Annotated in this window: 22 protein-coding genes and 1 riboswitch; of the genes, 8 read left to right on the top strand and 14 right to left on the bottom strand. The window is 37.4% G+C overall.

Annotation, left to right across the window (positions count from 1 at the left end; translation table 11 throughout):
- Window positions 1–14: 14 nt before the first annotated feature.
- The 3 genes from ACQKN4_RS07610 to ACQKN4_RS07620 all read right to left on the bottom strand — a co-directional run bounded on the left by ACQKN4_RS07610 (window position 15) and on the right by ACQKN4_RS07620 (window position 4,895).
- Window positions 15–656, bottom strand: coding sequence for a FadR/GntR family transcriptional regulator (locus ACQKN4_RS07610; RefSeq protein WP_079561598.1), 642 nt, complete (start codon window positions 654–656; stop codon window positions 15–17).
- 176 nt (window positions 657–832) lie between these two features.
- Window positions 833–3,916, bottom strand: coding sequence for a DNA polymerase III subunit alpha (gene dnaE, locus ACQKN4_RS07615; RefSeq protein ID WP_427483119.1), 3,084 nt, complete (start codon window positions 3,914–3,916; stop codon window positions 833–835).
- Between the two features lie 34 nt (window positions 3,917–3,950).
- Window positions 3,951–4,895: a DHH family phosphoesterase gene (locus ACQKN4_RS07620; RefSeq protein WP_427483120.1), complete on the bottom strand. Its 945-nt coding sequence runs from the start codon at window positions 4,893–4,895 to the stop codon at window positions 3,951–3,953.
- Window positions 4,896–4,985: 90 nt separating this feature from the next.
- Here ACQKN4_RS07620 and ACQKN4_RS07625 point away from each other — a divergent pair, with 90 nt between their 5' ends.
- A complete protein-coding gene (locus tag ACQKN4_RS07625; protein ID WP_079561601.1) occupies window positions 4,986–5,291 on the top strand; it encodes a YtpI family protein in 306 nt (101 codons plus the stop codon).
- Window positions 5,292–5,389: 98 nt separating this feature from the next.
- Here the strand turns inward: ACQKN4_RS07625 and ACQKN4_RS07630 are convergent, their stop codons facing one another.
- Both ACQKN4_RS07630 and ACQKN4_RS07635 read right to left on the bottom strand, forming a co-directional pair.
- Window positions 5,390–6,697 (bottom strand): DRTGG domain-containing protein, encoded by a 1,308-nt coding sequence (locus tag ACQKN4_RS07630; RefSeq protein ID WP_079561602.1) that lies wholly within the window; start codon window positions 6,695–6,697, stop codon window positions 5,390–5,392.
- A 152-nt stretch (window positions 6,698–6,849) separates the two neighbouring features.
- Entirely contained in the window at window positions 6,850–7,533 is a 684-nt protein-coding gene (locus ACQKN4_RS07635) for a metal-dependent hydrolase (RefSeq protein ID WP_079561603.1), read from the bottom strand.
- A 271-nt stretch (window positions 7,534–7,804) separates the two neighbouring features.
- On the opposite strand from ACQKN4_RS07635, the gene ACQKN4_RS07640 reads away from it, so the two are divergent.
- Complete coding sequence (locus ACQKN4_RS07640; protein ID WP_079561604.1) at window positions 7,805–8,893, top strand: M24 family metallopeptidase; 1,089 nt, start codon at window positions 7,805–7,807, stop codon at window positions 8,891–8,893.
- A 339-nt stretch (window positions 8,894–9,232) separates the two neighbouring features.
- On the opposite strand, the gene ald is transcribed toward ACQKN4_RS07640, so the two are convergent.
- Complete coding sequence (ald, locus tag ACQKN4_RS07645; RefSeq protein WP_079561605.1) at window positions 9,233–10,348, bottom strand: alanine dehydrogenase; 1,116 nt, start codon at window positions 10,346–10,348, stop codon at window positions 9,233–9,235.
- 437 nt (window positions 10,349–10,785) lie between these two features.
- On the opposite strand from ald, the gene ACQKN4_RS07650 reads away from it, so the two are divergent.
- Complete coding sequence (locus tag ACQKN4_RS07650; RefSeq protein ID WP_079561606.1) at window positions 10,786–11,235, top strand: universal stress protein; 450 nt, start codon at window positions 10,786–10,788, stop codon at window positions 11,233–11,235.
- Window positions 11,236–11,615: 380 nt separating this feature from the next.
- Here the strand turns inward: ACQKN4_RS07650 and ACQKN4_RS07655 are convergent, their stop codons facing one another.
- The 3 genes from ACQKN4_RS07655 to mbcS form a co-directional block, all read right to left on the bottom strand.
- Window positions 11,616–12,545, bottom strand: a complete 930-nt coding sequence (locus tag ACQKN4_RS07655) for a class I SAM-dependent methyltransferase (protein WP_427483124.1) — start codon at window positions 12,543–12,545, stop codon at window positions 11,616–11,618.
- An 89-nt stretch (window positions 12,546–12,634) separates the two neighbouring features.
- Window positions 12,635–13,138 (bottom strand): thiol peroxidase, encoded by a 504-nt coding sequence (gene tpx, locus ACQKN4_RS07660; RefSeq protein WP_079561608.1) that lies wholly within the window; start codon window positions 13,136–13,138, stop codon window positions 12,635–12,637.
- A 337-nt stretch (window positions 13,139–13,475) separates the two neighbouring features.
- Window positions 13,476–15,065, bottom strand: a complete 1,590-nt coding sequence (mbcS, locus tag ACQKN4_RS07665; protein ID WP_427483127.1) for an acyl-CoA synthetase MbcS — start codon at window positions 15,063–15,065, stop codon at window positions 13,476–13,478.
- 243 nt (window positions 15,066–15,308) lie between these two features.
- A riboswitch (TPP riboswitch) is annotated at window positions 15,309–15,407 on the top strand.
- Window positions 15,408–15,493: 86 nt separating this feature from the next.
- Between mbcS and thiM the strand changes: the two genes are divergently transcribed.
- Genes thiM through thiE form a run of 3 tightly spaced genes read left to right on the top strand, consistent with a single transcriptional unit; the run spans window position 15,494 to window position 17,695 of the window.
- Complete coding sequence (gene thiM / locus ACQKN4_RS07670) at window positions 15,494–16,249, top strand: hydroxyethylthiazole kinase (RefSeq protein WP_427483128.1); 756 nt, start codon at window positions 15,494–15,496, stop codon at window positions 16,247–16,249.
- Window positions 16,249–17,073 (top strand): bifunctional hydroxymethylpyrimidine kinase/phosphomethylpyrimidine kinase, encoded by an 825-nt coding sequence (thiD, locus tag ACQKN4_RS07675; protein ID WP_427483130.1) that lies wholly within the window; start codon window positions 16,249–16,251, stop codon window positions 17,071–17,073. The genes thiM and thiD overlap by 1 nt, the downstream gene beginning before the upstream one ends.
- Window positions 17,063–17,695 carry a thiamine phosphate synthase gene (gene thiE, locus ACQKN4_RS07680; protein ID WP_079561612.1) on the top strand — a complete coding sequence of 211 codons (633 nt, stop codon included), beginning with the start codon at window positions 17,063–17,065 and terminating at the stop codon, window positions 17,693–17,695. Before thiD ends, thiE begins: the two co-directional genes overlap by 11 nt.
- 149 nt (window positions 17,696–17,844) lie before the next feature.
- Here thiE and ACQKN4_RS07685 read toward each other — a convergent pair whose 3' ends face one another.
- The 5 genes from ACQKN4_RS07685 to ezrA all read right to left on the bottom strand — a co-directional run bounded on the left by ACQKN4_RS07685 (window position 17,845) and on the right by ezrA (window position 23,455).
- Window positions 17,845–18,060: an alpha/beta-type small acid-soluble spore protein gene (locus ACQKN4_RS07685; RefSeq protein WP_079561613.1), complete on the bottom strand. Its 216-nt coding sequence runs from the start codon at window positions 18,058–18,060 to the stop codon at window positions 17,845–17,847.
- A gap of 153 nt (window positions 18,061–18,213) precedes the next feature.
- On the bottom strand, window positions 18,214–19,422 hold the full coding sequence (thiI, locus tag ACQKN4_RS07690; protein WP_079561614.1) for a tRNA uracil 4-sulfurtransferase ThiI: 1,209 nt from the start codon (window positions 19,420–19,422) through the stop codon (window positions 18,214–18,216).
- Window positions 19,423–19,424: 2 nt separating this feature from the next.
- Entirely contained in the window at window positions 19,425–20,579 is a 1,155-nt protein-coding gene (locus tag ACQKN4_RS07695; protein WP_079561615.1) for a cysteine desulfurase family protein, read from the bottom strand.
- A gap of 503 nt (window positions 20,580–21,082) precedes the next feature.
- On the bottom strand, window positions 21,083–21,526 hold the full coding sequence (locus ACQKN4_RS07700) for a GNAT family N-acetyltransferase (RefSeq protein ID WP_427483134.1): 444 nt from the start codon (window positions 21,524–21,526) through the stop codon (window positions 21,083–21,085).
- Between the two features lie 228 nt (window positions 21,527–21,754).
- Window positions 21,755–23,455 carry a septation ring formation regulator EzrA gene (ezrA, locus tag ACQKN4_RS07705; protein ID WP_427483136.1) on the bottom strand — a complete coding sequence of 567 codons (1,701 nt, stop codon included), beginning with the start codon at window positions 23,453–23,455 and terminating at the stop codon, window positions 21,755–21,757.
- 189 nt (window positions 23,456–23,644) lie between these two features.
- Between ezrA and hisJ the strand changes: the two genes are divergently transcribed.
- Together hisJ and ACQKN4_RS07715 are read left to right on the top strand one after the other, a co-directional pair.
- Window positions 23,645–24,439, top strand: a complete 795-nt coding sequence (gene hisJ, locus ACQKN4_RS07710) for a histidinol-phosphatase HisJ (RefSeq protein WP_427483138.1) — start codon at window positions 23,645–23,647, stop codon at window positions 24,437–24,439.
- 23 nt (window positions 24,440–24,462) lie between these two features.
- A complete protein-coding gene (locus tag ACQKN4_RS07715; protein WP_079561619.1) occupies window positions 24,463–24,942 on the top strand; it encodes a GAF domain-containing protein in 480 nt (159 codons plus the stop codon).
- Window positions 24,943–25,050 lie beyond the last annotated feature (108 nt).

Raw genomic sequence — 25,050 nt, forward strand, 5'->3', positions numbered from 1 at the left:
TCCCCCTTTGTTGTCTAATTACTTCGTAAAGTCTTCATCCATTGCTCGTAAGCTTTTAGTGCTTCTTTTTCATAGCCAAGCTGCATCGATTTCAACATAGTTTGAATGATCAATTTTTCTTCTTCTGTTGAGTTTCGATTTAAACGGTCACCATCATAAGCTGCTAACTGAAACCAGACTTTTAGTGAAAGACGATTTCCCGCCGTGATGATTATTTCTCGTAATACATCTCGACAACTAATCGCATCCTCTATCTCTAGCTTTACAAAAAAACTGTCCCACACCGGTAGTGTTCGCAGAGTCTCTGTACAACTTATTACGCGAATGGCTTCCTTTTCATGAATTTGTCGCGTTAATTCGACATCTTTTTTCGATTTTTCATCTTCTAGTATAAACATCGACAGTATTTCTACGAGCTGATGCTTATGCGTGGAAGCTAGGAACGTACCTCCCCCATGTTTCGTTTCAATAAGACCTAACAATTCTAAGCTTCGCAATGCCTCTCTCACAGAGGATCGCCCGACACCTAGACGCTCTGAAAGGACTCGTTCGGAAGGTAGTTTTTCTCCAGCCTGTATTTCTTCCATTTTAATAAGTTGTCGTAATTGTTGGACGATATCCAAAAACACTTTTTTTTGTTCGGTTTTTTTATCCATACGATCAACTCCTATTATCAATTTCGCCTTGGCGTAATTGTATCTGTCGCTACATATACATACCGAAAGTGGTCTGGCCACTTTTGAACATTGACTCTAGCTTACAAAATAACTGTTAAAAAGTAAAGAAAAAACTGCATAAAAAATTTATGCAGTTTCTAATATTTTCTTCAATTTCATATTCTTTTCGTCGCTTGCGCATGTTTTACTTTCACTTGAGGTTTACCAAAGCGTCTTTCAAGTGTCCCCTCAATGTAAAGCAATTCATCTTCAAGTAACAGCTCTTGAACAAGATGAAAAACCTGAGGGAATAAGGTTACAGATATTGCTCCAAACTCATCCTGAAGCTGAACAAAGGCCATTTGCTCACCTTTTTTTGTGCGTATTTTTTTCACTTCTTCTATCATGCCAAGCATTTTGACATACGTTCCGTCACGCGCTTGTTTTAACTCTCTGCACGTACTATTTACCTCATTCCAAAAAGCTCTTTCCTCTGTAACCGGATGGGCTGATATATAAAAACCAAGACTTTCCTTTTCACGTAGCAATTTTTCCTTTTGTGGCATCGCTTCTGCTTCCATATACTTTGGCTTACCAAAGCTAAAGGTAGTAGTCGATTCAATATCAATATCCTCAGTTGGTCTTAGCAGTTCTGCATGCTTCAAAGCTGCCTCCAATGTCGCTATCAGTACCGCACGATCTTTATCTAAATAATCGAGAGCCCCCGCGAAAATTAAAGACTCCATTACTTTTGGTTTAAAATGCTGTGCGCTTAATGCAACTGCCATGTCAAATATATTATCCAATGCTTCTGGCTTCGCCTGGCGTAAGGCGTATACTTTTTCTATAAATGTATAGGGAACACCCTTTATTCCGGACAAGCTGTAGCGAATTCCATCCTTCTCAACAGTAAAGAATTTTGTACTTTGTTTTAATGATGGCGGGTAAAACGAAATTCCTTTCTCTTTTGCCGCATTCTCAAGTTGCAGAATTTTTTCCACATTTCCTGTTGCATTTGATAATAACGCAGAATAAAAACTTTGCGGGAAATGTGCCTTTAAATAGGCCATTTGGTAGGAGATAACGCTATATGCGACAGCATGGCTTTTAGGAAAACCGTAGTCTGCAAAGCGTACAATTAATGCATACACTTCTTCCGCCACATGGACGTCAAAGCCTTGCTTCATTGCTCCATCTACAAATGCGGTACGTTGCTCTTCTAATACTTGACGATTTTTTTTACTTACCGCTCGACGCAATAAATCCGCTTGTCCCATCGTAAATCCAGCCATCACCGAGGCAATTTGCATGATCTGTTCTTGATAAACTATGACACCAAATGTCTCTCGTAAAATGGGCTCTAATGCCGGATGAGGCATAGTAACCGATTCCCTTCCCGCTTTCCGTCTAGCATACATCGGAATAAAATCCATTGGACCAGGGCGATACAACGCATTGACTGCTACTATATCTAAAAAATGGGTTGGTTGAATATCACGTAAAGCTTGCTTCATACCTTCCGATTCTAATTGGAAAATCCCTAATGTATCTCCCATTTGAAGAAGTTGAAATGTTTTTTCATCTTGCATCGGTATAAGCTCAAACTCTATCCAAGGACCACCGGCTTTATAAATTGACCAACGCACTTGCTCTAAAATTGTCAGGTTGCGCAATCCTAAAAAATCCATTTTGACAAGTCCACAGGCTTCTACATCTCCCATCGGCCATTGCGTACAATAAATTCCATCATGCCCTTCTTCAATCGGTATCGTATTAACTAATGGAGAAGGTGACAGCACAATTCCTGCCGCATGAGTGGAAGAATTTCTTGGCACTCCTTCAAGTTTTAACGCCACCTCAAACCAACGACGATGTTTTTCATCCTCAGCTAACCAGCCTTGTAAGCCTTGTGATTCGGCTACTGCTTTTTGCAATGTTATTCCTGGTTTATTGGGAATCATTTTCGAGATTTTCTCTAACGTTTCAGCGTCAAAACCAAAAACACGCGCAACATCTCTAGCTACTGCCTTTGCAGATAAAGTGCCAAACGTAATAATTTGCGCCACATTTGCCTTGCCATATTTCTGAGCGACATAATGGATTACTTTTTGTCTTTTACTGTCGACAAAGTCGATATCGATATCCGGCAGTGTAACACGTTCCGGGTTTAAAAATCGTTCGAATAATAAGCCATAAACTAATGGATCTACTTGCGTAATAGATAAGCTATAAGCTACAAGAGAACTTGCTGATGAACCACGACCAGGACCTGTTAAAATACGATTTTCTTTAGCAAAGTGCATAAAGTCTGCAACAATTAAAAAATAATCTGCAAAGCCCATTGAACAAATAATCTCAAGCTCGTATTGAAGCCGCTCCTGATAAACTTTAGGAATCTCTGCTTGCTTTAATCGTTCTGCCAATCCTGCAAAAGTCTCTTTGACAAGCAAGCTTTCGGCTGTTTCACCTGTAGGAACAGGAAATTTAGGCATTTGAACGTGCATTTCAGGAATTTCCGCCGTACAGCTCGCTAGCATCGTTGCACTAGATGCTAGCCATTCTGGATGATCAGCAAACCAGCTTCGCCATTCCTCTTCTGTCGGAGCGAAATATCCTTGTAAATGAGCTGATTGCATTGTATCAGTAAGCTTTTCACCTGAATCTATCGCTCTTGCAACCTCAAAGGCGAAATGATCTTCTGGTCGTAAAAAATAACAGCTTTGGGAGGCAACTAACGTTATATTCATAGTTTCACACCACGTCACAAACGTTTCTTCTTTTTCGGCTTTCATTCCTGCTGGTCTTGCAATTCCCATAAATAAATGCTTGCCAAATACCTTGTTTAAAGCACTTGCTACTTCTGTCCAATCCTCAGTTTCTACTAAATCATCCGAAGAAAGTAATGCCACACAGCCCGCCGCATATCCTTCAAGCCATTTCCACGGAAGCGTATTATCCTCTCTTATCGAAACTGCACTACTAATCTTTAAAAGATGCTGGTAGCCTTCTTGCGTCTGAGCATACAGCACAATTGGAACCTTTCTATCTTGCCACTGTACGTTTATCGAGAGCCCTAATACAGCATGAATATTCGCTTGCTGCAATGCTTTACAAAAAGGCAAAAGCCCGTACAATTTTGAATTGACGATTGCACAGGCCTGAGTATTTTGCTCTTGTAAAAAAGGGATCAATTGCTCAAGCCGAATCGTACTTTGCAATAAATCCGCACTCGTATGCATTTTCGTATATACATGTGTCAAATGAATCCCTTCCTTTCTAGGTATGAAAAAATGTTTATCGATACGCCTTACAAATTTCCTGTAATCTCGTTATAACACGCTCTGCTTCTTCCCATGAATAAGCTGTAGCTCCTGAAGCGAGCGGATGTCCACCACCGTTAAATCCCTTCGCCAAAGTGTTAATAACAGGGCCTTTTGAGCGTAAACGCACACGAATTTGATCGACCTCTTCAATGAAGACCACCCATGCACAAATACCTTTCACACTTCCAAGACAGCCAACTAACAGGGATGCCTCTGACGGTACAACATTGAATTCTGCTAGCAATTCCTTTGTCAGCTTGATATGTCCTGCTCCGTACTCATCCATTTTGAAATTTTGATAAATATAGCCCTGTAAATTTAATAGCTTTTGCTCCATTTCATACATTCCATCGAAAATTTGATTTCGATCAAAATCATATGAAACAAGCTCCCCTGCAATTTTAAACGTTTTTGCGGTCGTGCTAGGGAATTGGAAACGTCCTGTATCTCCTACAATACCAGCAAATAATAATCTTGCGGAGGCATCTGGTAGAATCCAGTTGGCTACTTGTTTCCCTTCCTCAAAAAGCTCATAAATCATTTCACTACAAGAGCTCGCATTCGTATCTACCCATAGTAAATCACCATACGCATCGTCATTTGGATGATGATCTATTTTAATAATCGTTTTACCTTTTATATAGCGTTGATCGTCCACACGTTCTGTATTTGCCGTATCTGTCACAATAACTAAAGCATTATCGTAAATTTCATCTGTAATGTCATCGGGATTTACTAAAAATGATAATGATTCATCATGCTCACCTACAGCAAAAACTTTCTTTTCCGGATAATTTGCTAAAATAAGCTCTTTTAAGCCTTGCTGAGATCCATAAGCGTCTGGATCTGGTCGCACATGGCGATGAATAATGATTGTTTCATATGAAGCAATTGTGTCGATGATTTGTCTTTTCAAATTAATTTCCCCCAACTTGATAGTAATAACCGTTAGCATTTTTCTTCAATAATCGTTACAATAATGACTAGTTATGCTAGGAGGTTTACTATGCTCAATTTAATATTTGTATTTACAATAATCATATCATTTGTGTTTTATTTTTATTTTAAAACAAAACAGTTTCGTTCTTCATTACCAATCGCTAAAAATTGGTACAAGAGTAAAGCCAATGTAAGTTTCGGTGCATTTATTCTTTTGTTTGGTTTAAACCAAGCTTATTTATTCCCAGGGTTATTTACATTTATTATTGTAGCAATTCTTGTCGTTTTAGGCATCTTTGTTATTGTCGAAAACACTAAAAAGGTTCGTCACTACGGTCAATTTGTTGAAGAAGAGTACCGTATTAACCGATAAATAATCAATTATGCCTCGGCATAATTCCATGACACCCGCTGAAAGAAATGAAAGGGATGGTCTAGCATGTACCCTAGACCATCCCTTTTTCTGTTTTCTTAACGTTCCAGTAGTTGGAACATCATCATTGCCTTCCCAACAAGCATTTGTTGATTAAACACTTCGAAGTCCATTTTCACAAACTTACGACTCATGTCTAATATTCGAGGCTTTACAGTAAGTGTGCTTTCCATTTGCACAGGTTTGATGAAATAAATCGTCATGTTTTCGGCAACTGCATCTCCACGTTTACGACGCTTTAATGAGAATGAACCAACTTCCGCTAGCAAAGTTGTAAATGCTCCATAAGAAATTGCCCCGTATTGGTTGGTCATTTGAGGAGTTACTTTAAATTCTACGATTAATTCTTCATCGCCAAGCACCTTCATCTCATTTTTCACTAAATCATCAATCGTTTCACCATGCTGAGGTTGTCTTTGAGCAAGCTGAAGCGCCTTTAGTACATCTTGTCGACTAATTACACCTTGCAAAATATTATCATCATCGACAATTGGTAACAGGTCAATCCCTTCCCAAATCATACGATGCCCTGCAGAAGCAACACTCATTTTCATCGATCCAGCAATCGGATTTTTCGTCATAACTTTTTCAATAAACTCGTTTTCTTCGCGACCGATAACGTCTTTTACTGTAATCATCCCAACAAGCTTATTGTTTGCTGTCACAACAGGAAATGCACCATGAGTTGTTCGTTCATTTAGCTTGTGGAAATGTTGAATTGTTTCATCATTTCGAAGAACAGAAGTATCAGTCATCGGCACAAAAATATCTTCAATAAATAAAATATCTTTTTTAATTAATTGGTCATAAATTGCGCGGTTAATCATTGTTGCCACAGTAAAGGTATCATAGCTTGTTGAAATGATCGGTAAGTCCAAGGAATCTGCAAGTAATTTGTTTTCCTCAGTTGTATCAAAGCCCCCTGTAATTAAAACAGCTGCACCAGCTCGAAGTGCATTTTCATGCGCTTTAAAACGGTTACCAACGATCAGCAAGCTTCCTGCATCTGTATAACGCATCATATCTTCTAATTGCATGGCACCAATAACAAATTTCGTTAACGTTTTATGTAGACCTGTTTTTCCACCTAAAACTTGGCCATCTACAATATTTACAATTTCTGCGAAGGTTAATCGCTCAATATTTTCTTTCTTTTTCTTCTCAATACGAATTGTTCCAACACGTTCAATAGAGCTTACTAAACGACGATTTTCCGCTTCTTTAATAGCACGGTATGCCGTTCCTTCACTCACCTGCATTTCCTTTGCAATTTGACGTACTGAAATTTTATCACCAACGGGTAATGATTCGATGTATTGTAAAATTCTCTCATGTTTTGTAGACAAAATATCACCTATTTCTCAATCATCAATTCTGCTCTTAGTGTACCATATTTTTTATAAAAATATTTAATATAAAGTGATGAATTTGTTATACTTTCCCCATCGTTTCAACTACGCACGTGGTGCCAACTCATATAGTACAGCAGTGTCACTGATTAGGAACAGTTTACTTTTTCACCCGCTTTTAAAATTTGAACCTCTGCATTTTGCACTAAATCCGCAAAAATTTGTGGATCCTGCTCGATTGGTGGGAATGTATTGTAATGAACTGGTACGACAATTTTCGGCTTCAAAAATGACACGGCACAAGCTGCGTCTTCTGGACCCATCGTAAAATTATCACCAATTGGTAAAAATGCAATGTCAATAGGATGGCGTTCTCCAATTAGTTTCATATCACTAAACAAAGCTGTATCCCCTGCATGATAAATTGTTAATCCTTCGATAAATAGTAAAATTCCAGCAGGCATTCCCATATAAATAATTTCGTTATTTTCAGTTACATATGACGAACCGTGGAAAGCTTGCGTAAACTTCACTTTACCAAAATCAAATTCCTTGGCTCCCCCTATATGCATCGGGTGCACTTTCACTCCTTGCCAAGAAATCCAATTGGCTAACTCGTTTGGCGCAATGACAAGTGCATCTTTTTTCTTTGCAAGCTCCACTGTATCACCAACATGATCATTATGACCATGTGTAAGTAAGATTATATCCGGTGCTTCCTCAGCAACCTTTAAATCTGTTTGTCCATTCCCATTAATGAATGGATCTACCAAGATTGTTTTCCCATTTGATTGAATTTTGACAACAGAATGTCCATGATAACTAATTTCCATTTACGTTTCCTCCCTGCGGTACATATTGTTCTACACCATTTTTATTCGCTATCCATGCGATTTTTCCCTTTTTTTGATATGCTTGTACAGAGAATAATAGATTCTTTCCCAACAAAGCATACCTTGTGGGAAGACATTTATTCATTTGTACAAAATGAAGCATCGAATTAGAGTTATAAATCGCTCAAAAGTCGAAGCCTCATCCCGGTTAAGCTATTAGTTTAGCCAAGCACATGGAAATTTTTCAGTGCAATAAGAGGAGGAACTGTTTATGTCAAAGGTTAAAGAAATTCAAAGTTATTTACAACAAAACCAAATTGATGCCGCTTTCGTAACGACACCAGACAATGTTTTTTACGTTTCAGGCTTTAAAAGTGATCCACATGAGAGATTGCTAGGCGTGATGATTTTTAAAGAGGCAGAACCTTTTTTAATTTGTCCAAAAATGGAGATCCCAGATGCGAAGGATGCAGGTTGGTCTTATGAAGTCATCGGCCACCAAGATACTGAAAATTCAATGGAAGTTCTTGCACAAGCGATAAAAGCTCGTAATGTTAATCCACAAACGTTTGCTATTGAAAAAGGTCAACTTATTGTAGAGCGTTTAGAAGCTCTACAACAATCATTTCCACAGGCAAGTTTTGTCCGCCTTGATGAAAAAATCAATGCTATGCGCGTAATTAAAGAGGCAAATGAATTAGAAAAATTACGTAAAGCCGCTGCACTAGCTGACTATGCTATTGAAATCGGCTGTAAAGAAATCGCAGAAGGCAAAACAGAAATGGAAATTTTAACAGCAATAGAAAGTGCTATTCAGGATAAAGGCTGCAAGATGTCCTTTGAGACAATGGTATTGAGCGGTCCAAAAACAGCCTCTCCACATGGTAAACCAGGTGCTCGAAAAATAGAAAAAGGCGATATGATCTTATTCGACCTTGGCGTAATTTACGATGGTTATTGTTCTGACATTACACGTACAGTTGCCTTTGGTGAACCTAGTGAAGCACAAAAGGAAATTTACAACACAGTACTATCTGCTAACACAAATGCTATTGCAGCTGTGAAGCCAGGTGTTCGTGCAATGGATTTAGATAAGATCGCTCGTGATACTATTACTGAAGCAGGCTATGGCGATTATTTCACACACCGACTTGGTCATGGACTCGGCATTTCTGTACATGAATTCCCATCTGTTACAGGCGCAAATGAAATGACTATGGAAGAAGGCATGGTCTTTACAATTGAGCCAGGCATCTATAAGTCCGATGTGACAGGTGTCCGTATTGAAGATGATGTAGTAGTAACAAAAGATGGCGTAGAAATACTTACAAAATTCCCGAAAGATTTGATTGTACTGTAAGTTTATTTAAGGAAAAGGAAGGAAGCAACCAACATGGTGCTTCCTCTTTTAGTTTAAAGTACGCTCTCCGGCAAAACGAGTGGTTGATTTCCGTTCCAGCTGGGCGCTTTCCTGAGGGCGTTCGATGAGCTGCTTGGGCCAACAGATGTTTTTTACGCGAAGGCGTAGTGCTAACGAAGCGGCAGCAGAGGGTTTTGATTGTGCGAAAGCGCAGCGACAGCAACAAAGCGAGTAGCTTGGAACGGAAATCAACCCTCGTTTTGCTAAGGGAATAGTTTTTCAACAACATAAAAAGGAAGCACCCATAATTAAACACGGTGCTTCCTTTTATTACTTTATTTATTGAATTAATTCATCAACATTTACATATGGCAACCCTTGAGAATCTGCAACAGCCTTGTAAGCAAGATGTCCATCAATTGTATTAACACCTAGTTTCAATGCAGCGTTTTCAACACATGCTTGTCTATAACCCTTGTTAGCAATTTGAAGTGCATAAGGAATTGTATTATTTGTTAAAGCAATTGTTGATGTACGTGGTACAGCTCCTGGCATATTCGCTACTGCATAATGTACAACTCCATGTTTTACATAAGTTGGATTATCATGTGTCGTCACTCGATCAGATGACGCAAAAATACCGCCTTGGTCAATAGCAATATCGACTACTACTGAGCCTGGTTGCATTGACTGAATCATTTCCTCAGAAACTAGCTTTGGTGCTTTCGCTCCAGGAATTAAAACAGCTCCAACTACTAAATCTGAGTTTTTCACTGATTCTGCAATATTATATGGATTGGACATTAATGTTTGTACATCACGGCCAAATAAATCTTCTAATTGACGTAAACGCTCTGGGCTTAAATCAATTACCGTTACATCAGCACCCATTCCGACAGCTATTTTCGCCGCGTTTGTTCCAGCTATACCGCCACCGATCACTGTAACTTTACCACGTGGTACACCTGATACGCCGCCTAGTAAAATACCTTTACCTTCATGATTTTTCTCTAAGAATTGTGCACCAATTTGTGTTGCCATTTTACCAGCAACTTCACTCATTGGTGTTAAAAGCGGTAAAGAACCATTTGTTAATTGCACAGTTTCATAAGCAATGCCTACAACTTTTTTATTTAAAAGTGCCTGCGTTAATTCAAGCTCTGGCGCTAAATGTAAATAAGTAAATAAGATTTGACCTTCATAGAAGTAATCGTATTCTGACGCTACAGGTTCTTTTACTTTCATAATCATTTCTTGCGCCCATGCTTCTTTTGCCGTATCAACAATATGAGCGCCTGCAGCAACATAGTCTGCATCTGTAAAGCTTGAGCCTAAACCTGCTCCCGTTTCAATGAACACTTCATGACCTGAATTTGTTAATGTAACAACCCCTGCTGGTGTCATGGCTACACGATTTTCATTGTTTTTAATCTCTTTTGGAATACCAATCTTCATCTTCCCTATCCCCTTCCATTACCTAAAAAATAAGCACATATTGTTACATACTCTTCGATGTATTGATGCACCCCTTGCATTTCCATATTACCAAACATAAACAAAAAATGCTTTAATTAAAATAATAATAGATAAAATTAAAAATATTTTTATAATGCTAAATATTCAAATTAATAAAGTGGTAATTTTCCTACAATTATCTTTCTTCCAGGATGACATTTATTAAAACATATTCCCTTTATTAGTTAATAAGAGTGAAGGTTGTACAGCTCTTTGGAGTTCGCAGCACCTTAGAGGAATGTGAATCTCCTATGTTATGATGATTAACTGAATCACTGTAAACGTCTTCATTTTTTCACATTTTTTCTTCCGGAAAGTATTTCCTTTAGAAAATCATTTGGTATAATCAACATATACAAATCAGGGAGGTAATACAAATGGCTAATAAATATAAAAGCATTGTAGTTGCAGTAGACGGTTCGAAGGAAGCTGAATACGCTTTCCGTAAATCAATTGACGTAGCAAAACGTAACGATGGTGCTGTATTAAATTTAGTAAATGTTATTGATACACGTTCTTTCGCTGCTATTGAAGCATATGACCGTTCAATTGCAGAGCGTGCTCAAGCATTCTCTGAAGAGCTACTAAATGGTTACAAAAAGCAAGCTGAAGAAGAAGGCTTAACAAATATTAACCTTGTAATTGAATATGGCTCACCAAAAAATATCATTACAAAAGAGCTTTCTAAAATTGTAGACGCAGACTTAATCATCTGTGGTGCAACTGGTCTAAATGCAGTAGAACGCTTCCTAATCGGTTCAGTATCTGAAGCGATTGTACGCTCAGCTAAATGTGACGTACTTGTTATCCGCACACCTGAAAATTAATTTTGTATTACATAAAAGGTATCCAATATTGGATACCTTTTTCTTGTTGTTGAAAAATTAATATGTGAATGGGATTAAAGTTCTTATTAAATAAAGTATGGCTCTCTGGTAAAAAACGAGGGGGTTGATTTCCGTTACGACTGGGAGCTTTGTTGCTGCCGCTACGTTAGCACTAGGGAACATAAAATTTTCTCTTTTTTCTATTAGGAAGTCTTAAGCTGAATCTTTTTAGTATTAATTATAATTAATACTATTTCGGCTTAACTTTTTCACCTATTCTAGGGTGTGAAAACTCAGGGTGAAAACCAACAGTTGTTCATTGATACATATTTTATTATTGATAAACTAAAAGGTATCCAATTTCGGATACCTTTTTTTACTTATTTCCCTTCTTGCCACATATTCACTTTTTCAAAGAACATAGCTAGAGCTTGTTTATTTTGCATATTTGGTACTTTTGCTAATAGCACCTCTTTTGGGGCTTTGAAATCCTTACCTTGTTTTTGTAAAATGACAATGCTCTTTTCTAGTGCTTTATTGGCGAACATTGTATCTGGCAATTGTATAATTGCTTGAATCCAAGCATGCTTTTGAATGTATTTATGCAGTTGTTTCGATTGCTCAGATTCAAAGAGATGCGTTGGTGCAAGGAAAAATAAATAGCCTCCATCCTTCGTGTAGTTAATGGATTGCTCAATAAATAAATGATGCGCATAGCTCAACCCTTCTGAAGGGCACAGCTCATAGTCTAATGCGATATCTTCATTCGGATAATATCCCACTGGTAAATCACAAACAATAGCATCTGCAGGACTTACTAATAAATCTTGTAACGCATCTTGACGGTATAAGGAAACAGGCTGCTCTGTCAAATCAGCTGTAGCAGCAGCTATACGAATAAGCAGTTCATCAACCTCTACACCTGTTGCCTCTATTTTCTCGTCTAATAAGTTCATAACTGTTAGGAGTAAATTCCCTGTACCTACTGCTGGATCTAAAATCGAAATTTTTTCGGTTTTTAGACGATCTGCAAATAGTTGCTCCACAAAATAACCAACTAATAACCCAAGAGTATCTGGTGTCATCTGATGATTCGGCTGAGAGCCTTTTCGCATTCCCTTTAAAACAGCAATTTGAATCGCTTTGCGCACATCTTCCTTCGTAGCACCTTCTTGTGAAAAATCAACTTCCCCACCTAGCCATGCCTCTAAGCCATCTAGAATACCCTCTAGCAATGTAATATTATGTTCTTTTTCTATCTTTTCAGCATGTTCATTTAGCATACCAAACAACTTCTCGATGTTTTCCATACACAACTTCCTTTCACGCAGAAAAGAGCCGTGACAAAAACTTGTCACAGCCCCTTTGTCTAGTAATATCTTAGCCTAAAATCAATAAATTATGCTAGTGCTTTGACAGCTGCAATTGCCGCTTCATAGTTTGGATGGTCTGTTGCTTCAGGAACATATTCCACATATGTCACTTTGTCATTTGCATCCACAACAAATACTGCGCGTGTTAGAAGACGTAACTCTTGAATATAGACACCATATGCTTCACCAAATGACAGGTCACGGTGATCTGAAACTGTTTGAACAGCATCAATACCTGCTGCACCACACCAACGTTTTTGAGCGAATGGAAGGTCAACAGATACTGTATAGATTACTACATTATCACCTAAGCCAGCTGCTGCTTCATTAAAACGACGTGTTTGTGCATCGCATACACCAGTATCCAATGATGGTACCACGCTAAATAAACGAATTTTCCCCTCTGAATCTTTTAATGTAACAGGTGATAGGTCATTCGCTAATATAGAGAAATCTGGTGCTTGATCTCCAACCTTTACTTCGTTCCCTACAAGTGTTACTTGACCATTTTTAAATGTTACTTGTGCCATATAAACGCCTCCTAATCATCATATGTACTTAATATTACTAAATGGAGGGAATTAATTGCAACTGAGACAGCTTATCAAAAATATTTTTGAAAAATCTTTTCGCACCTATTCAGCCATGTTTACTTAAGGTTGCACCTTTTTCCAAGTTCATTAAAATAATGTAGGGTTGATTTTCCAACTAACTAATGATGTCTCCCCCAAATAATATGGCTTATCACCCTAATACGAAGTTGATCTCCAACACTTTGCAAAAACTTTAACTTATTCAACCTATAATACATTACCTAATATTATAAAAAAGCAGGAACTTTGATTTTCGACATTATTTCCTAGGAAATTAATGATGCTTGATAAAATGGATTTTTTCTTGCTCTCGTAATTCGACACGACGAATTTTGCCTGATGAGGTCTTTGGCAGCTCAGTAACAAACTCAATCTTACGAGGGTATTTATATGGGGCTGTTAAAGTTTTTACATGGCTTTGTAGTTTTTTTATAAGTGTTTCATTACCAACTTCTCCTTCACAGAGCACAACAAACGCCTTCACGAGATTTCCACGAATCTCATCTGGACTTGCAACAACGGCAGTTTCTTTCACTGCAGGATGCTTCAACAATGCATCTTCTACCTCAAATGGTCCAATCGTATACCCAGACGAAATAATGACATCATCCCCGCGTCCTTCAAACCAAAAATAACCATCATTATCTTTGTATGCACGATCTCCGGTAATATACCAATCGCCTCTAAATTGTAAATTTGTCCGTTCTGGATCGTTTAAATATTTTTTAAATAACGCGGGCGTTTCACAGTGTACAGCAATATCTCCAATTTCCCCAACCGCAACAGGATTTCCAAGATCATTTATAATTTCAACAGTATTACCCGGAGTAGGTTTGCCCATTGATCCCATTCTAGACTCCATCCCTACCATTGTACCAACAAGTAATGTATTCTCTGTTTGTCCATAGCCATCTCGTACTTGTAAATTATAAACTTCGGAAAATACTTTTATCACTTCACTATTTAAAGGTTCACCCGCTGACACAGCCTGACGTATTGTACTTACATTAAAATCTTGTAAATTTTCAAGACTCGCCATAAATCGATATTCGGTTGGTGCGCAACACAGAATATTAATATTGAATTTTTCAATCAGTCTAAAGTAAGTTGCCGCATCAAAGTGACCTTTGTAAACAAATGCTGTTGCACCACTTCCTAAAGTAGCGAGGAACGGACTCCAAATCCATTTTTGCCAGCCTGGAGCTGCTGTTCCCCAAACAATGTCACCCTCTTGAACACCTAACCAATTTGGTGCAGTAGTTCGCAAGTGTGCGTAACCCCAGCTATGTGTATGCACCGCTGCCTTTGGATTGCCTGTTGTACCACTTGTATATGCTAAAAATGCAATGTCTGTACTCTTAGTTGGAGTAGAGCTTATATAAGATGTTGGTTGGCTATGCATTCTTTCAAGCAACGGTTGCCAAGGTTCATGTGCATGACCAATGACAAATTGCTTTATTGCTTGTAAATTTTCCACATTATCAAATTGTTCAATATAAGGCTCAAATGCAACAACTCCTTTTGCATCGGCATGATTGATTCGATATTCAATATCTTTAGTTCTCAGCATTTCTGAACTAGGTATAATAGTTAAACCTGCCTTCAAAGCTGCAATATACACGATATATGCTTCCACTGATCTCGGTACCATGACTAAAATAACATCGCCTTTTTTTAAACCTTGGGAGGTAAATACATGTGCTGCCTGATTCGCCTTTTCAAGTAAAGTTGTATATGTTAAGTACTGAATTTCCTCGTCTTCGCTATAAACTAATAATGCATTTTTCGTAGGATCCTGTGCATATTTTTCAATTTCTTCTGAAATGTTATACCATTCTGGTGCGATTAAATCTTCTCTTTTCATGGCAATTGCCCCCTTTTGTTACGCCCATTATAAAACTCAATTTTTATCATTTTCAATTGAATTCACTCTAATTTATTAAAGTCGTGACAACTATCATGCTCCGCTATATGGCATCAGTCACGTATTGCTTCTATTCATTTCAAATTGGCGTAATCGTCGCTTTCGTACAGAGTTGCTGAATGAAAATAAAAAACTCCCTATTGAACGCGAATGAATAATATGGTACATTTTGGTCAACTAAAAGCATGATTGCAGGGGGACTCATTAAGAGTTGAGAAGGTAAAACCTGACCCTTTGAACCTGTTAGTTAATACTGACGTAGGGAGCAATTCACATCGACTTACTGATGAAAGGCTCTTTTACGTGTTTTTTGCACGAAAAAGGGCCTTTTTTGCACGCTTACGTCCATCCAACGAGGAGGACTTAAATTGATTTTCCAAACGATCCGTAAACAAAATCCACTTATTCATTGCATAACGAATTATGTGGTTGCTAATTTCCAAGCAAATGGCTTATTAGCAATAGGCGCTTCTCCAGTCATGGCTGATGACGGTCATGAGGTTGAAGAAATGGTCACAATCGCCTCAGGCTTATTGATCAATATTGGGACCCTTAATGAGCGAATGAAAGAATCCATGTTACTTGCAGGGAAAAAAGCAAATATTCTTGGCATTCCGGTTGTTTTAGATCCTGTTGCAGCCGGTGCAACGACTTACCGGAAACAAACGGTACAGCAATTATTGGAGAAAATAAAATTTGCGGCGATTCGATGCAATATCGGAGAGCTTGCAGCAATTGCCAATGTAGACTGGCAACAAAAAGGCGTAGATAGTGGTAGTGGTTCAATTTCTTTAGAAATGGAGGCACAAAAAATAGCTCAGCAATACAATTGTATTGTTATTGTGACCGGTGAAAAGGATTTTATTACTGACGGCAAACTTCAGCAATGGGTTACAGGTGGAAATTCGCAAATGACAGAAGTTACTGGAACAGGCTGCTTATTGAGTGCAATATGTTGTGCCTCTATCACCGCAGGAGATCAACCATTTGACCAATTACTAGAAACATTATCACTTTATAAAAAATTAGCAGAAAAAGCCGCTTCTTCTACTCGATTCATTGGCGATTTTCAAATAGCTGTATTGAATGAACTACATCGCCTTTCAAAGGAAGGTGAAGAATAATGCATATTGTAACGACAATTGCCGGTTCAGATAGTGGCGGCGGTGCAGGTATACAAGCTGATTTAAAAACATTCCAGGAATTAAAAGTATTTGGAACGTCTGTCATTACAGCTTTAACGGCCCAGAATACTTTGGGTGTATCAGATGTTTTACCAATTGAAGTGAGCTTTGTTGAAAAACAACTGAAAGCGCTAATCGAGGATTTTTCAATTAGTGCTATTAAAACAGGAATGTTGTTTTCCTCCGAAATCATCCAATCAATTGCACATATTTTAGCCGAAGTAAATATTCCACTTATTGTAGATCCTGTTATGATTGCAAAAGGTGGCGAGAGCTTATTACAGCAAGAAGCAATTGAGGCATTACGAAATTATTTGCTACCTTTAGCAACAATTGTAACACCTAACATTCCTGAGGCCGAAACCCTTTCTGGAAGAAAAATTAATTCTATAGCAGATATTAAAGAAGTAGCCCAGATTTTATTACAGACAGGTGTTCAATGCGTCGTTATGAAAGGCGGTCATTTAGAGGATATATGTCATGCTACTGATTATGTATTTTTTCAAGATGGTGGATCATTTTCTATGCAATCTACTCGTATTGCAACAGCAAACACGCATGGTACAGGCTGTACATTTTCCGCTGCATTAACTGCTTTTCTTGGCCTTGGGCTACCTATAGAAAAGGCAATTGAGGAAGCTAAAAAATTTATTCAATTAGCAATAACTCATGATTTATCTATTGGGAATGGCCATGGTCCAACAAATCATTTTGCTTATCAACAGTATAAGGATTCCTGCGAGGTGATCATACATGAAACGTGACGATTTACAGCTATATTTTATTATGGGTACAGGTAATGTTTTCAATCAGGAGCCAATAATTGTATTAGAAAAAGCTCTCCAATCCGGAATTACTATGTTTCAATACCGTGAAAAAGGGCCAAATACCCTTACTGGACGAGCCTATGAAAATTTTGCTCGTAAATGTCAAAAGCTCTGTCAACAGTATCATGTTCCGTTTATTATTAATGATGATGTAGAGCTAGCTATAAAACTTAGAGCAGATGGTGTTCATATTGGCCAAGAAGATTTTCCTGTGTCAATGGTACGTAAAAAAATTGGCAACATGATACTAGGTGTTTCTGTTCATTCTCAAGCGGAATTAATAACTGCTTTACAATATGGTGCTGACTATGTAGGAATTGGTCCAATTTTTTCAACTACTTCTAAAAGTGACGCCAAACCGCCTAGTGGCACTGAATTTTTACAGCAAGTTCGCGGACAATACCCAGAGCTGCCTATCGTTGCAATTGGAGGCATAAACTGCTCGAATACACATACGGTATTTAAAGCAGGTGCAGATGGAATAGCAGTTATTTCCGCAATTTGCGAAAGTGAAGATATTTCGAATACAGTCTCTACATTTAAAGCATTTGTAGGATAAATTGAAACTTTTAATCAGGGGGCGTCTTTCAATCGGGTTTTTAAATTACTGCCCGTTAATACGGGATAAAAAATAAACATTTTAAACAAACTAAAACCAGTGCCTTTTACGGTCACTGGTTTTAATTTTAATAATTGCTAATTAAGCAATTATTGGTTGTTCGGCATACCTTTTAATTGAGATTCTGCCATTTGTACAAGACGTTTAGTGATTTCACCGCCAACGGAACCGTTAGCACGAGCTGAAGCGTCAGCTCCTAATTGAACACCAAATTCTTGTGCAATTTCGTATTTCATTTGATCAAGTGCGCGCTCTACACCAGGTACAGCAAGTTGATTTGAACTGCGGTTATTGTTGTTTGCCATGTGTTTCTCACCTCCTTGTGAATATAGAATGTGCGATTTTAGATTTTTAATACAAAAATATTTCAGGTAAATTGTACCTCAGAAGGAAATGGACTAAAAAAGCCGACTCAAAATGTACTTTTGAGTCGGCTCTTATGAATTCGCAAGGTTCTTCTATAAAAGATCCGCAAATTTATCGGCATCTTGTTCTTTTTTCGGGAAAATGTAAACTTCACGGTTTTTCACTGCTCGTTCGATGAGTTCATCAAAATCCGAGAAGCTTTCGTAATGCTCAACCTTTTCAAGCTTTGGCTTTGTTTTTGGACTTGCAGGAGTAAAAATTGTACAGCAGTCTTCAAATGGCTGAATAGACGTTTCGTATGTGCCAATTTTCTCAGCAATATCGATAATTTCTAATTTATCTGATGAGATTAATGGACGTAAAATCGGTGTGTTCGTTACTGCATTAATAGCTGTAAGGCTTTCAAGAGTTTGACTCGCTACTTGCCCAAGACTTTCACCTGTAACTATAGCTAGTGCACCAATGTCTTCACGTACTTTGTCAGCAACTTTTAGCATCATACGACGAGTAGTTGTCATCGATACATTAGATGGTACTTTTTCTTTAATAAGAACTTGAATTTCAGTGAAAGGAATAACGTGTAAACGTATACTCGCTCCGAATTTCGTTAATTCATTAGCAAGTACCTTTACTTTTTCCAATGAGTTTTGGCTTGTGTATGGTGGGCTAAAGAAGTGAATCGCTTCTAAGCGCACTCCTCGTTTCATCATTAAATAACCGGCAACTGGGCTATCGATACCACCTGAAAGCATTAATAAAGATTTACCATTCGAGCCTACAGGCATTCCACCTGCACCCGGAATAACTTGCGCCATCATATATGTTGCATCATGACGCACCTCTACGCGAAGTTCGATATCAGGCTTCTTCACCTTTACTGATAAATTTTGATATTGTGGTAATACATGACCACCAATTTCGCGTTGAATGGCATGTGATTCTAACGGGAATGTTTTATCTGTGCGCTTTACTTCTACTTTAAATGTAAGCTGCTCATTTTTAAATGTATCCATAATTGTTATGGCTAGTTTTTTCATGGCTTCGATATCTTTTTCACATGCAGCCACAGGACTAAATGATTGAATACCAAAAATTTTAGGTAAACCTTTTAATAGTACGTCCATTTGTGCTTCATCTTGAATGGCTATAAACATTCGATCACGCTCTGTGCGAATGTGTAAATGTCCTAAATCCGCAAACGCATGACGAATGTTCTCTCGTAAACGACGAATAAAATCCATCTTGTTGCGACCTTTTGTAGAAAGCTCTCCATATCGAATTAAAATTTCTTTCCAAATCATTTTTAAAATTCTCCTTTTAGTTCCGTCAATACTTCATCTAATACTTGTTTAAACTTTACAATATCTTCATTTGTTACATGTGCGCCAAAACTTATACGAATAACACCATTTTTAAAATGCTCATCGATATTTAGAGCTTCAACAACATGACTTGTTTTTGTCTGTTTCGATGAACATGCGCTCGATGTCGATACAATTACATTACGTTTTTGCAATGCATTGATAATGACTTCACCTTTTAAGTCGCGAATACTAAAAGATAAAATATGCGCAGCTCCTTTTGGTGTTGATAAAATATGCACTTCATCTCCATATCCACGTAATTGAGTGCATATTTCTTCATACCATTGACGATATTTTTTTGCACGGTCATTCATCGTCTCTATCGCTATTCGAGCTGCTTTTGATAAGGCTACAGCTTGCGGTACAGCTACTGTTCCGCTACGCAAACCAAATTCCTGCCCTCCGCCAAGTGCATACGGTTGCCATTTCATTTTTTTACGGAATGCGAGTACACCTGAACCTTTAAAGCCATGAATTTTATGACCAGAAATTGAAATACAGTCTGGACCCTCGTCATCGTTAAATGATATCGGTAACTTCCCGAAGCTTTGTATAGCGTCTACGTGAAAAGCTGCACGACTCGATTCATGAATAATTTTTGCAGCTTCAAAAATTGGTTGAATCGCGCCCATTTCATTATTTACATGCATCATACTTACTAAAATGGTATCCTTCCGCACTTTTGCGCGAAGCTCCTCTAAAGAAATAACTCCGTTTTCATCTACTTGCAAGTATTCCACATCAAAACCGTCTTGCTCAAGCTGCTTCACAGATTCTAGGACAGATGGATGTTCAATTTCAGTTGTTAAAATATGATTTCCTTTATGTGTGTTGCTACGTGCTAAACCAAATATAGCCGTGTTATTGGATTCAGTACCACCTGATGTAAATAGCACATTTTTTGCTTCTGTATGCAAAATATCTGCTACTTGCTCACGTGCACGCATTAATAATTCATTTGATTCAACACCCATTGCATGAATGGAAGCAGGATTGGCATAATACTGCTCATTCACTACCATAAATGCTTGCATAACCTCTTTTATAGGTTTTGTTGTTGCACTGTTGTCTAAATAGATTGTATTAACTTCCATTATTATCACACACTTTCAAAACGTTGATTTAACGGTATTTATCATAACGCAATCTTCAGCGATTGACTACTAACTTTAACAATTATCCTAATTTAATCACCTATTTGTTTGCTTTTAATGTGAAAAACCACCCTTTTTAGAGTGGCATCTTAAAGACTTGCTATGAACGTTTCTAACTAAAAATTAAGCAGCAAAAAAATTTGATTTCTGCATTGTTAGGCTCATCACCCTAACGTGTAGTTGATTTCCGTTCCTGGGCGCTTTGTAGCTGCCGCTTTGCTTTCGCACAGTTAAAACATTTGTTGCTTTCGCTAATCCCCGAGGAGTCGCCCAGTCGTAACGAAGATCAACTTATACACATAGCATGTTTTTTTAATGTCACCCTCTACTTTCAGTAAAAGCTAACGCTGCTATATTTAACTATATTGTAAGCTAATTTCACACTAGTAGTTCAAGAAAAACAAGCAATCCCACAAATTTTTCTTAATTGACTGGCTGATTCATTAAGCTTTCTCCATTGTTATAAATTCAGTTGAAGCTGTGAAATTCATAACTTTTTTAAAGCCTAATTTTTCATATAGGTGAATGGCTCTTGCATTAAAGGTAGCTACTGTTAAACGAAGAGGACAATTTTTTTCTTGTTGTAGATGATTTAAAACAAATGAAAAAAACTCTGCACCATACCCTTTTCCTGTTAACTCAGGCTTCATCCCTATTCCAATATCAATGCATTCGTCTATATATGCACCATAGTCATGTCCTTTAGGTACTTGTGCAGATGTTCCTGTACAGAAAAAACCGACTAGCTCTTCTTGATCATTGACAATAGAATAATACGGACTTTCAAGAAATTCTTTTAGAGATTCGTCGCAAAGTTCATTGTTGTAAAAATCATATGGTTCTTCATATTTCCAATTTAATATATCAGTCGCATGCATTTCATTCATTTCCCGACTATAAAATTGCATGTTGAACACCTCTATTTTTCATCATTTCGAATCAAAAATAATTAAAGTCTCCGCCTCATTTGATGTTCCATCTTTAGCTTTTATATCTACAACGAGGGGGTGATTTCCGTTCCAGCAGGGCGCTTACTTCGTATCTTAATAAAAAGCTGTCTAAAAAGTAATAACTATACCTTTTAGACAGCTGCTGTAATTTCTTATTATACTTGACTATTTTGATATTGTTTCTTCAGCCACAAGTTCTTGAATTCGCTTTAAAGCACCTGGCTCCATTTCTTCAACTGCTGTTCCAGCCTCTTCTAATGCTTTGGAATAACGGAATTGATTGAAAGATCCTTCTGCTTCTTTTAAACGAGAATTCAATTTTGGATTTGTTGCACGATGACGGTTACCGTACTGAATAATGCGCTCAATCAGCATTACATTTTCAATTAATTCATGCGACTTCGTTTTTACATCTTCTACACAAAGTGTTGCGGCATTTAAATTATTATGAACTGTTCCCATGTTGAGAGGCACCTCTTGCAGGCTTTGCATAACTAAATAAATATGCTCTGCTGCCTCATCTAGACGGGCATCCATCTCTTCAGGGATACCTGGAATATTAGCCTTATTCAATAGACGATCTGTTTCTTGTAATGTTTTCTTTAAGCTTTCTACTTGCATGCGAGCCTTGTTTTCATCAATTCGTAGCTTCTTCATCGTATTTGACAAATGACCTTGCTCCTCATGAATCCTTTCTAGCTCATCACTAATTTCAATCAATTCTTCCTGTAAACTTGAATATGCAGATTTTTCCTCTCTAACACGCATCGCCAATAAATCATAGCGACGTTGTAAAGCTTCTAATTGCTTTAATGCAGCTTTTGGAATTTCAGCATCTTTTTCATTTAAGCGATAACTTTGCTGCACAAAAGTTGCTTCATCACTTACTAATCTTGTTGAACTAATAACATTGGTGATTGAGCTTAATAAACGATCACAATTTTGGTCAACATAATTTTTAGCAATAACCTCTTTTTCAAGAAGATCGTAAAAATGATCAATTTCTTCATTTATATCCGTAACACGTGGTTTAACAACATTTAAGTTAAGCTCTGCTAATTCACTTTTTAATGTTACAAATTCTTCTTCAAATTTATTAAGCTCTTCAGTTAGCTCTAAATGTTGTAAATAATAGGATTGATCTTCCATTTCACGCTGGCCACTTCGTAACTCCTGTACCGCTCCTGGAAGCTTCACTTGCAATTCAGTCAAAATTGCTGGGACATCATTGATATATTCAAATGTCTGTTGTGATTCTTGGTTTAAGCCAATAACAATTTCCCGTGCCTGCAAATAATTCCCTTCACTAGTAAGCACATCGAATTCCTCAAACTTTTGAACAAACGTCTCCAGTTTTTTCTCTAGAGCTGGTAATGCTACCCCAAATGAATGTTGGTGCGCTAACAATGTTTTACGTGCAGAGCGATAGTATTCTTTTAATTGTTCAATTTCAATACGATTTTTTTCTTCGCTGCCAATTAATTCATTTAGTTCTTCTAAGATTTTATCTTTATCTTGTTCACACTTTTTAATGTAATCTTCTATCTCACGTTCAATTAATGTTGCTTTATTAAAACGAAGTCTATTGATTTGATCCTCTGCATCGAATAAGAGTGAATCAATTTTTGTCATATGTACATCGATGACTTCATCCCAACTATTACGCCATCGTTCAAACATTTCCTCCGTTTCACCGTTCATGTTTAAAGATTTAACTTTTGAAATTTCCTCATTTATGGGATTGTTTTGTATTTGTGATTTTTCATTTTCAAGTTTAGCAATGATTGTTGTATGTTTTCGTCGCATCATAAATCCTACTATCGCTAAAATTAATAGTAGGATAACTGGAATGATGATATACTCCATCGTAAGCCTCCTATTCTACAATAAACGAATTGGCTAGTTGTATTTATTATATACTATGTTATCGCCTTTTGTACTAAAATTTGAGTGTTTTTTGTGTAATTACGCCTTTTAAGAATAACAATAACTTAATTTTTGAACAATATGCGCAAATATAAGTGTATTATCCAAAAATATAAAGGAGTGGTATTTATGAAATGTGACGGCCATGTTCATAGCCCATATTGTCCACATGGTACCTCTGATTCATTTAAGCAGTATATAGAAAAAGCAATCTCTCATGATTTCACAGATATTAGCTTTACAGAACATGCACCATTACCATTGAATTTTGTAGACCCTACACCACAGCAAGACAGTGGTATGAATCCGGAATTTTTAATGCCTTATTTTGAAGATTTGCAACGCCTTCAAAAGGAGTACGCACAAGACATTCGCATTCATATAGGGCTAGAGGTCGACTATATTCAAGGCTTTGAACAAGAAACTCGTCAATTTCTTGATACATACGGACACTTTTTAGATGATTCTATTTTATCAGTTCATTTTTTACAATGGGACAATACCTTTGAATGCATAGACTTTTCTCCAGAAAGTTTTATGGCTTTTGCAAAGAAAGTCGGCTCTATTGAACAAGTGTATAATTTATATTACGATACCGTCCTACAATCCATTAAAGCAGATTTAGGACAATACAAGCCTAAGCGCATTGGGCATCCTTCACTTATTCACAAATTCCAATTAGCACATACAGTGAAGATTGATGATTCTGCGCAGATTCGAAAAGTTTTAGATGTAATGAAGGAAGAAGGCTATGAGTTAGATTTAAATAGCGCTGGATTAAGTAAAACATATTGTCAGGAAACTTATCCACCATTTTCCTTCATAGACTATAGTAAATCTATTGGGCTTCCAATGGTTTTCGGTTCAGATGCTCATAGTGTTGCTGATTTGCATCAACACTTTAATGTTATATATCCAAAATAATAACTTTCAAACGAGGTGCTTTTATGTTTACTCAAATTAATTATGAAGGGCCAATTGCCGAGCAATATAATACGTTGGCCAAACAATTAGATGCCCTACTTACAGGAGAAAGCGATCGCATTGCTAATTTAAGTAACGCCTCTGCATTACTAAATCAGTTTCTGCCGAACATTAACTGGGTTGGTTTTTATGTATTACAAGGAGAGCAACTTGTATTAGGGCCATTCCAAGGCTTACCTGCATGCGTCAGAATACCAATTGGACGTGGGGTATGTGGAACAGCAGTAAGTAAAGCAGAAACAATGGTCGTAAAAGACGTACACGACTTCCCTGGTCACATTGCCTGCGACGCCGCTTCCCAATCCGAAATCGTGATTCCCTTGAAAAAAGAAGGAGAGGTCATCGGTGTTCTTGATATCGATAGCCCAATCGTTAATCGCTTTTCTAAGGAAGATCAAGAGGGATTAGAGCTATTCGTAGTAACCTTACTCTCCCATTTATAAAAAAAATACCCTGAAATGATTTATTGTCATTTCAGGGTATTTCATTGCAAAAAAATGGATGACATTTAATTTCGTGAAGTCTATTTTCATTCTGAGCACTTTCCTTGT

The organism is Lysinibacillus sp. NPDC093692, assembly GCF_050280125.1.
Classification (GTDB): domain Bacteria; phylum Bacillota; class Bacilli; order Bacillales_A; family Planococcaceae; genus Lysinibacillus.